5 protein-coding genes, 2 tRNA genes and 2 rRNA genes are annotated in these 9,385 nt (G+C 58.4%); 8 read left to right on the forward strand and 1 reads right to left on the reverse strand.

What is annotated here, in order from left to right; genetic code table 11:
- The first annotated feature begins 47 nt into the window (after positions 1-47).
- The 3 genes from ACXJKM_RS26840 to ACXJKM_RS26850 are packed head-to-tail and all read left to right on the forward strand — an operon-like array spanning position 48 to position 1,200.
- On the forward strand, positions 48-524 hold the full coding sequence (locus ACXJKM_RS26840) for a hypothetical protein (protein WP_056194302.1): 477 nt from the start codon (positions 48-50) through the stop codon (positions 522-524).
- Positions 525-535: 11 nt separating this feature from the next.
- The gene (locus ACXJKM_RS26845; RefSeq protein WP_157281251.1) at positions 536-934 is read left to right on the forward strand and encodes a PTS sugar transporter subunit IIA; all 399 of its coding nucleotides are present in this window, start codon (positions 536-538) and stop codon (positions 932-934) included.
- Positions 931-1,200, forward strand: coding sequence for an HPr family phosphocarrier protein (locus ACXJKM_RS26850; protein WP_056194300.1), 270 nt, complete (start codon positions 931-933; stop codon positions 1,198-1,200). Before ACXJKM_RS26845 ends, ACXJKM_RS26850 begins: the two co-directional genes overlap by 4 nt.
- On the opposite strand, the gene ACXJKM_RS26855 is transcribed toward ACXJKM_RS26850, so the two are convergent.
- Positions 1,201-2,004 carry a GNAT family N-acetyltransferase gene (locus tag ACXJKM_RS26855; RefSeq protein ID WP_457324980.1) on the reverse strand — a complete coding sequence of 268 codons (804 nt, stop codon included), beginning with the start codon at positions 2,002-2,004 and terminating at the stop codon, positions 1,201-1,203.
- 114 nt (positions 2,005-2,118) lie between these two features.
- Here ACXJKM_RS26855 and ptsP point away from each other — a divergent pair, with 114 nt between their 5' ends.
- The 5 genes from ptsP to ACXJKM_RS26880 form a co-directional block, all read left to right on the forward strand.
- Positions 2,119-3,894, forward strand: a complete 1,776-nt coding sequence (gene ptsP, locus ACXJKM_RS26860; protein ID WP_056194294.1) for a phosphoenolpyruvate--protein phosphotransferase — start codon at positions 2,119-2,121, stop codon at positions 3,892-3,894.
- Positions 3,895-4,622: 728 nt separating this feature from the next.
- Positions 4,623-6,146, forward strand: a 16S ribosomal RNA gene (locus tag ACXJKM_RS26865).
- Between the two features lie 195 nt (positions 6,147-6,341).
- Positions 6,342-6,418 (forward strand) — tRNA-Ile (locus ACXJKM_RS26870).
- A gap of 23 nt (positions 6,419-6,441) precedes the next feature.
- Positions 6,442-6,517: transfer RNA gene (locus ACXJKM_RS26875), tRNA-Ala, on the forward strand.
- A gap of 314 nt (positions 6,518-6,831) precedes the next feature.
- A 23S ribosomal RNA gene (locus ACXJKM_RS26880) occupies positions 6,832-9,385 on the forward strand; the annotation flags it as partial.

The following is a 9,385-nucleotide window of genomic DNA, read 5'->3' on the forward strand; positions in this document are numbered from 1 at the left end:
TCGATAATTCGCCCATGCCCTGCCGCACGACTGCCGGATTTGCCCTAATGCTGAGCTTGCTGGCGGCTTGCCAGCCGACGCTGAACTGGCGCGAGGTCAGGCCGACCGGATCGGGCGCTGTGGCCCTCTTCCCTTGCAAGCCCGACATCGAGCAGCGCCCCGCTCACGCCGGCCAGGGTGCGATGGGCCTGGCCCAGTGCGAAGCGGGCGGCGGGCGCTTCGCGCTGTCCTGGGCTGATGGGCCCGACCCGACCCAGGCCGGCCCAGCCCTCAAGGCCATGCCCCAGGCCTTGGCCACCAAGCTCGGCCAGCCGCTGCCGCCGGCCCAGCCGCTGCTGGTGCCGGGCATGACGCCGCTGCCGGAGGCTGCCGAGTACCGCCTGACCGGTGCGGGCGGGATCACTCGCGTGGCCGTGTTCGCTCACGGTGGCCGTGTCTACCAGGCGCTGATGACGCTGCCGCAGGACGACCCGGCCGCGTGGGAAAGCTTCCGTGCCGGGCTGGCCATGGAGACCGCCCGCTAACATCCTGCCCCATGCCCAACCTGCTTGTGATCGCCCACGCACCGCTGGCCTCCGCCCTGCGGCAGGTGGCCGAACACACCTTCCCCGACTGTGCGCCGACGCTGACCGTGCTGGATGTTGATGCTGGCATGAGCGCGGACGACGTCGAGACAGCTGCCCGCGCGCTGATGGCCCGGGCCGACCAGCCCGAGTGGTTGGTGCTGACCGATGTGTTCGGCGCCACGCCGAGCAACGGCGCCCAGCGCCTGGCGGGAGAGCAGGTGCAGGTGCTTAGCGGTGTCAGCGTGCCCATGCTGTGGCGCACCCTCTGCTATGCCAGCCAGAAGCCTTTGACCGAGCTGGCACGGCGCGCCATGCAGGGCGCGGTCACCGGCATCGTCGCCATGCCTCCCTTGCCCCCCGACGAATGATCAAGTCCACCCTCACCATCAGCAACAAGCTGGGTCTTCACGCGCGCGCCTCGGCCAAGTTAACCAAGTTGGCCGGCAGCTTCAAGTGCGAGGTCTATATGAGCCGCAACGGCCGGCGCGTGAACGCCAAGAGCATCATGGGCGTCATGATGCTGGCCGCTGGCATCGGCGCGACAGTCGAACTGGAGACTGATGGCGAGGACGAACAAGCCGCGCAGGATCAGATCACCGCCCTCGTCAACGACAAGTTCGGCGAAGGCCAGTGATCAGCCGAGGATGCGCTTGAAGCGCGCCGGCAGATCGGCCGTGCGCAGCAGCAGCGGCAGGTCGGCGGTGTTGAAGTCGGGGTCCCAGGCCGGCTCGCCCATCAACTTGGCGCCGCAGCGCAGATAGCCGCGGATCAAGGCCGGCGGTTCCACCACCAGGTCCTGGCGCAGGTGCTCGATGGGCAGCGGCAGGCGCGGGCGCACCCGGCAGTCGATGGGCGCGAGGTGGTTGGCGGCGATCTGCTTCCACAGACTSGCCGCGAARTGGCCGCCRTCGCGCATGCTGACGCTGGCGCAGCCGATGACGGTATCCAGACCGTTGCGGGCCATGAACTCGGCCAGCGCGCCCCACAACGCAATGATGGCGCCGCCGCTGCGGTGGTCGGCATGCACGCAGGAGCGGCCGATCTCGGCGACCCGGGAACGCAGGCCGCGCAGGCGCGTCAGGTCGAACTCGGTGTCGCTGTACAGGCCGCCGGCGCGTTTGGCGGCGGACGGCGTCAGCACGCGGTAGGTGCCGACGACAGGGCCGGGCTCGTCGTCCTCGCCCCCGGCGCGCACCAGGACATGCTCGCAATAGGCGTCGAAGAGGTCGACGTCCAGCCCGGCCGGTGAACCCTTGGGTGTGGGCAGGCGGGCGCCCATCTCGACGGCGAAGACCTGGTAGCGCAGCGCCTGGGCTTCGCGAACTTCCGTTTCGCTGCGTGCCCAGCTGACGCTGAGGCGGGGGGAAGAGGCGCGCGCCGGGCGGTGCAGGGCGGGGGCATGCGGCTGTGCATGCGTGACGATCAAACTGCGGTTCATGCCCGGCATGCTGGGGCGGCGGTTTGACGCAGCGGTGAAGGCCCTATGAAAAAACCATGACGCGGCAGCCCTGTGGCTCAAGCTACATTGGGGATTGATCTGCGGAGGGTGCTGATGAGTTTTCAGGTGTTCGGCATTGCGGTCTCACGTGGTGTGGCCATCGGTCGCGCGGTGCTGATCGCCTCCAGCCGCGTCGACGTCGCCCACTATTTCGTGACGCCCGACGAGGTCCAGCCCGAGATTGGGCGACTGCTGCGCGCACGCGACGCCGTCGTGCTGGAGCTGGAGACGTTGAGGGATGAACTGCCAGGCGACGCGCCCCACGAACTCGCGGCCTTGCTGGACGTGCACCTGATGCTGCTGCACGACGAGGCCCTGACCGGGAGCGCCAGCCAGTGGATCGTCGAGCGGCACTACAACGCGGAATGGGCGCTGTCTGCCCAGCTCGAGGTGCTGGCACGCCAGTTCGACGAGATGGAAGATGACTACCTGCGCGAGCGCAAGGCTGACCTGGAGCAGGTCGTCGAGCGTGTGTTGCGTGCGCTGTCCCAGGAGCGGGGTGACACGCCTGCGCCCGTCACGCCACGCGACTTTGCGGGCGAGGATCCGCTGCTGCTGGTGGCCGCCGACATTGCGCCGGCCGACATGATCCAGTTCAAGCGCAGCGTCTTCCGCGGCTTCATCACCGACATTGGTGGCAAGACCTCCCACACCGCCATCGTCGCGCGCAGCATGGATATCCCGGCGGTGGTGGGCACTCGCGAGGCCTCGCGCCTCATCAGGCAGGATGACTGGGTCATCATCGATGGCGACGCGGGCACGGTCATCGTCAATCCTTCGCCCATCGTCCTGGAGGAGTACCGCTTCCGCCAGCGCCAGAGTGAGCTGGAGCGCGCGCGGCTGGGGCGCCTGCGGCACACGCCGGCCGTCACGCTGGATGGCGAGCACATCGAATTGCACGCCAACATCGAGATGCCTGCCGACGCGGAGGCGGCAGTGGAATCGGGGGCCACGGGCGTCGGGCTGTTCCGCAGCGAGTTTCTGTTCATGAACCGTGAGGGCGAACTGCCCAGTGAGGAAGAACAGTTCGCTGCCTACAAGGCCGCCGTCGTGGCGATGAAGGGCATGCCGGTCACGATTCGCACCGTCGACGTGGGGGCGGACAAGCCGCTGGATCGGTTGACGGTCAACGAACTGCGCCACGAGCATGTGCTCAACCCGGCGATGGGCCTGCGTGCCATCCGTTGGAGCTTGGCCGAGCCGAGCATGTTCCGTCAGCAACTGCGCGCCATCTATAGAGCGAGCGCCTTCGGCAAGGTCAGACTATTGATCCCGATGGTGGCGCATCTGTCGGAAGTTCGGCAAATCGTCGAGACGGTGCGCAAGGTGCAGCAGCAGTTGACCGATGCCGGCCATGCCTACACGCGCGTCGAGCTGGGCGTCATGATCGAGATCCCGGCCGCAGCGGTCATGCTGCCGCTGCTGCTGCGGCATGTGGATTTCGTCTCCATAGGAACCAACGACCTGATCCAGTACACCTTGGCCATCGACCGTGCCGATGAAGCAGTTGCCCATCTCTACGATCCCTGGCATCCGGCAGTGCTGCAGCTGATCAGCCAGGCCATCGCCCAGGCGCGCGCGGCGGGCAAGGGCGTCAGCGTTTGCGGCGAGATGGCGGGCGACCCCGTCTTTACCGAACTGCTGTTGGCCATGGGCCTGCGCAGTTTCTCCATGCACCCGTCACAGATTCCTGCCGTCAAGCAGCGCATCCTGCGCGCTGACGCGCAGCGCCTTGCTACGGCCCTGCCGCACATCCTGGACAGCGACGATCCTCAGGCCACCGCCGAGAAGGAGCTGGTCGTTGCTCGCAGCGCAGTAGCCGTGCATTGACTGCGGCTGCTGCTTGCGCCAGGCCGCTCGGCGCCGAGGGCAACCGCCACGGATGGCTGCCTGGTTTCGAGTTAGGCGTACAGGTTGCTGATTACCTCAATCCCTGGAAATTGCCGCGCCAGATCAAATTGTCAGACGTCCTTGCGGACACAGAAAAACCTATGCTACAGTCGTGGGCTTCGCTGATCACAACGCAGCGCTTGTCGGGAACGGCGGATGGTTGTGAGGTGGTTGGTGGAGCTGGGCTGAAAGGTCTGGATGGCGAGCTGGAGAGTTCGTTGGGTGCTGAAGAGTTCTGAAAAGAAATTTTCGCAAAGTACTTGACGATGCTGCGAAAGCAGATCAAAATCTCGCCTCTTTGCTGCTGACGAACAAAACGCGAAAGCGAGTAGTTTGGAGGTGGTGAAGGAAAGCAAGTCGATGAGTATCGAGAAAGAAATTTTCGAAAATACTTGACGACGACGCAAAAAGCAGATTAGAATCTCGCTTCTTTGCTGCTGACGAATCAAACTGATTTGACAGCGACGCGGATGGAACGAAGCAGCGAATGCTGACGAGTTTCAAGCGCGATGTTCTTTAAGAATTCACAGCCGATAAGCGTGGGCGTTTGAAGTGAAGTGATGTTGTCAGGTGACTGATGACGGTCCTTCGGACTTTAAACGCTCACGGAAATTAGATTTGAACTATGCAAATGGTTTAAGTCGATTCCGTTGAGTAAATTCAAGATCGAACTGTAGAGTTTGATCCTGGCTCAGATTGAACGCTGGCGGCATGCCTTACACATGCAAGTCGAACGGTAACAGGTTAAGCTGACGAGTGGCGAACGGGTGAGTAATATATCGGAACGTGCCCAGTCGTGGGGGATAACTGCTCGAAAGAGCAGCTAATACCGCATACGACCTGAGGGTGAAAGCGGGGGATCGCAAGACCTCGCGCGATTGGAGCGGCCGATATCAGATTAGGTAGTTGGTGGGGTAAAAGCTCACCAAGCCAACGATCTGTAGCTGGTCTGAGAGGACGACCAGCCACACTGGGACTGAGACACGGCCCAGACTCCTACGGGAGGCAGCAGTGGGGAATTTTGGACAATGGRCGMAAGYCTGATCCAGCMATGCCGCGTGCRGGAAGAAGGCCTTCGGGTTGTAAACCGCTTTTGTCAGGGAAGAAAAGGTTCTGGTTAATACCTGGGACTCATGACGGTACCTGAAGAATAAGCACCGGCTAACTACGTGCCAGCAGCCGCGGTAATACGTAGGGTGCRAGCGTTAATCGGAATTACTGGGCGTAAAGCGTGCGCAGGCGGTTATRYAAGACAGWTGTGAAATCCCCGGGCTCAACCTGGGAAYTGCATYTGTGACTGYATAGCTAGAGTACGGTAGAGGGGGATGGAATTCCGCGTGTAGCAGTGAAATGCGTAGATATGCGGAGGAACACCGATGGCGAAGGCAATCCCCTGGACCTGTACTGACGCTCATGCACGAAAGCGTGGGGAGCAAACAGGATTAGATACCCTGGTAGTCCACGCCCTAAACGATGTCAACTGGTTGTTGGGAGGGTTTCTTCTCAGTAACGAAGCTAACGCGTGAAGTTGACCGCCTGGGGAGTACGGCCGCAAGGTTGAAACTCAAAGGAATTGACGGGGACCCGCACAAGCGGTGGATGATGTGGTTTAATTCGATGCAACGCGAAAAACCTTACCTACCCTTGACATGTCTGGAATCCTGAAGAGATTTGGGAGTGCTCGAAAGAGAGCCAGAACACAGGTGCTGCATGGCCGTCGTCAGCTCGTGTCGTGAGATGTTGGGTTAAGTCCCGCAACGAGCGCAACCCTTGTCATTAGTTGCTACGAAAGGGCACTCTAATGAGACTGCCGGTGACAAACCGGAGGAAGGTGGGGATGACGTCAGGTCATCATGGCCCTTATGGGTAGGGCTACACACGTCATACAATGGCCGGGACAGAGGGCTGCCAACCCGCGAGGGGGAGCTAATCCCAGAAACCCGGTCGTAGTCCGGATCGTAGTCTGCAACTCGACTGCGTGAAGTCGGAATCGCTAGTAATCGCGGATCAGCTTGCCGCGGTGAATACGTTCCCGGGTCTTGTACACACCGCCCGTCACACCATGGGAGCGGGTTCTGCCAGAAGTAGTTAGCCTAACCGCAAGGAGGGCGATTACCACGGCAGGGTTCGTGACTGGGGTGAAGTCGTAACAAGGTAGCCGTATCGGAAGGTGCGGCTGGATCACCTCCTTTCTAGATAGATCGCGCCTCGTCATTACTTAGGTAGTGGCAGAGCAAGATCACACTAAAGAGCGAAAGCTCAAGCACTTTGCTTTAAGCGCCCACACTTATCGGCTGTCACACAACAGTGAGTGAAATTGCGTGAGCCTGTTGAGCTGGCCTCGACAGGCTGGCGACAACAACAGAGTTCATGCGCATGGTTCGCGTGGGTCTGTAGCTCAGTCGGTTAGAGCACCGTCTTGATAAGGCGGGGGTCGCTGGTTCGAATCCAGCCAGACCCACCACGGCAAGTCGCGAGATTTGAACCGGGGGATTAGCTCAGCTGGGAGAGCACCTGCTTTGCAAGCAGGGGGTCGTCGGTTCGATCCCGTCATCCTCCACCAGTTTCACTTACTCAGTTGGTAAACCTTAGCGAATAGCAATGTTCGCTGAGGTTTACCAGCTCTGGTCTGCAAAGATCGGCTGTTGTTCTTTAACAATTTGTAGAGTCGAATCAGCGCTGTTAGCGGAAAGTACCTTCTGGTACACCGTGCCGCTAACAGCGATTTTGATTGCGTCAAACATAGACTTCAACTAAGCAAGAAATTGATTAGGTATGAAGAACGGCGTAACGCGTGAATACTCAAATAACAATCCGATGAAACAAGATCGGATTGAGTCCTTGACGACAGTGCAGTCAGCGCTGTCAAAGTTATAGGGTCAAGTGACTAAGTGCATGTGGTGGATGCCTTGGCGATTACAGGCGACGAAGGACGTGATAGCCTGCGATAAGCTTCGGGGAGCTGGCAAATTAGCTTTGATCCGGAGATTTCCGAATGGGGAAACCCACTCCGCAAGGAGTAACTCTGACTGAATACATAGGTCATTGTGGCGAACCGGGTGAACTGAAACATCTCAGTAGCTCGAGGAAAAGACATCAACCGAGATTCCGAAAGTAGTGGCGAGCGAAATCGGAGTAGCCCTCGCGTTTTAGCAGTTTGTATATCAGAACGGAATGGAAAGTCCGGCCACAGCGGGTGATAGCCCCGTATGAGAAATGCAGATTGTGGAACTAGGCGCGAATAGAGTAGGGCGGGACACGTGAAATCCTGTCTGAATATGGGGGGACCATCCTCCAAGGCTAAATACTCGTAATCGACCGATAGTGAACWAGTACCGTGAGGGAAAGGCGAAAAGAACCCCGGGAGGGGAGTGAAATAGATCCTGAAACCGCATGCWTACAAAAAGTAGGAGCCCGCAAGGGTGACTGCGTACCTTTTGTATAATGGGTCAGCGACTTACATTCAGTGGCRAGGTTAACCGAATAGGGWAGCCGTAGAGAAATCGAGTCCGAATAGGGCGAWYAGTCGCTGGGTGTAGACCCGAAACCAAGTGAKCTATCCATGGCCAGGATGAAGGTACCGTAACASGYRCTGGAGGTCCGAACCGACTAGTGTTGCAAAACTAGCGGATGAGCTGTGGATAGGGGTGAAAGGCTAAACAAACTTGGAAATAGCTGGTTCTCTCCGAAAACTATTTAGGTAGTGCCTCAAGTATTACCATCGGGGGTAGAGCACTGTTTAGGCTAGGGGGTCATGGCGACTTACCAAACCTATGCAAACTCCGAATACCGATGAGTACAGCTTGGGAGACAGAGCACCGGGTGCTAACGTCCGGACTCAAGAGGGAAACAACCCAGACCGCCAGCTAAGGTCCCTAAAATTGGCTAAGTGGGAAACGAAGTGGGAAGGCTAWAACAGTCAGGATGTTGGCTTAGAAGCAGCCATCATTTAAAGAAAGCGTAATAGCTCACTGATCGAGTCGTCCTGCGCGGAAGATGTAACGGGGCTAAGCCAGTTACCGAAGCTGCGGATKTGCAATTTATTGCAMGTGGTAGGAGAGCGTTCTGTAAGCCTGTGAAGGTGGGTTGTGAAGCCTGCTGGAGGTATCAGAAGTGCGAATGCTGACATGAGTAGCGTTAAAGGGGGTGAAAAGCCCCCTCGCCGAAAGCGCAAGGTTTYCTACGCAACGTTCATCGGCGTAGGGTGAGTCGGCCCCTAAGGCGAGGCAGAGATGCGTAGCTGATGGGAAACAGGTCAATATTCCTGTACCGATSWRTAGTGCGATGTGGGGACGGAGAAGGTTARCTCAGCCAACTGTTGGATATGTTGGTTCAAGCGTGTAGTCGTGCCCCTTAGGCAAATCCGGGGGGATTAGATGAGGCGTGATAACGAGTCTGCTTGCAGACGAAGTGAGTGATACCCTGCTTCCAAGAAAAGCCACTAAGCTTCAGCTATTGACGACCGTACCGCAAACCGACACTGGTGCGCGAGATGAGTATTCTAAGGCGCTTGAGAGAACTCTGGAGAAGGAACTCGGCAAATTGACACCGTAACTTCGGAAGAAGGTGTGCCTTTAGTAGGTGATCCATTTACTTGGTGAGCCCAATGAGGCCGCAGAGAATCGGTGGCTGCAACTGTTTATTAAAAACACAGCACTCTGCAAAGACGAAAGTCGACGTATAGGGTGTGACKCCTGCCCGGTGCTGGAAGATTAAATGATGGGGTGCAAGCTCTTGACTGAAGTCCCAGTAAACGGCGGCCGTAACTATAACGGTCCTAAGGTAGCGAAATTCCTTGTCGGGTAAGTTCCGACCTGCACGAATGGMGTAATGATGGCCACACTGTCTCCTCCAGAGACTCAGCGAAGTTGAAATGTTTGTGATGATGCAATCTCCCCGCGGAAAGACGGAAAGACCCCATGAACCTTTACTGTAGCTTTACATTGGACTTTGAACAGATCTGTGTAGGATAGGTGGGAGGCTTTGAAGTCAGGTCGCTAGATCTGATGGAGCCAACGTTGAAATACCACCCTGGTGTGTTTGAGGTTCTAACCTTGTCCCGTTATCCGGGATGGGGACAGTGTATGGTGGGCAGTTTGACTGGGGCGGTCTCCTCCCAAAGTGTAACGGAGGAGTTCGAAGGTACGCTAGATACGGTCGGAAATCGTGTCGATAGTGCATTGGCATAAGCGTGCTTGACTGCGAGACTGACAAGTCGAGCAGGTACGAAAGTAGGACAAAGTGATCCGGTGGTTCTGTATGGAAGGGCCATCGCTCAACGGATAAAAGGTACTCTGGGGATAACAGGCTGATACCGCCCAAGAGTTCATATCGACGGCGGTGTTTGGCACCTCGATGTCGGCTCATCTCATCCTGGGGCTGTAGCCGGTCCCAAGGGTATGGCTGTTCGCCATTTAAAGAGGTACGTGAG

The organism is Roseateles sp. P5_D6 (assembly GCF_054049415.1).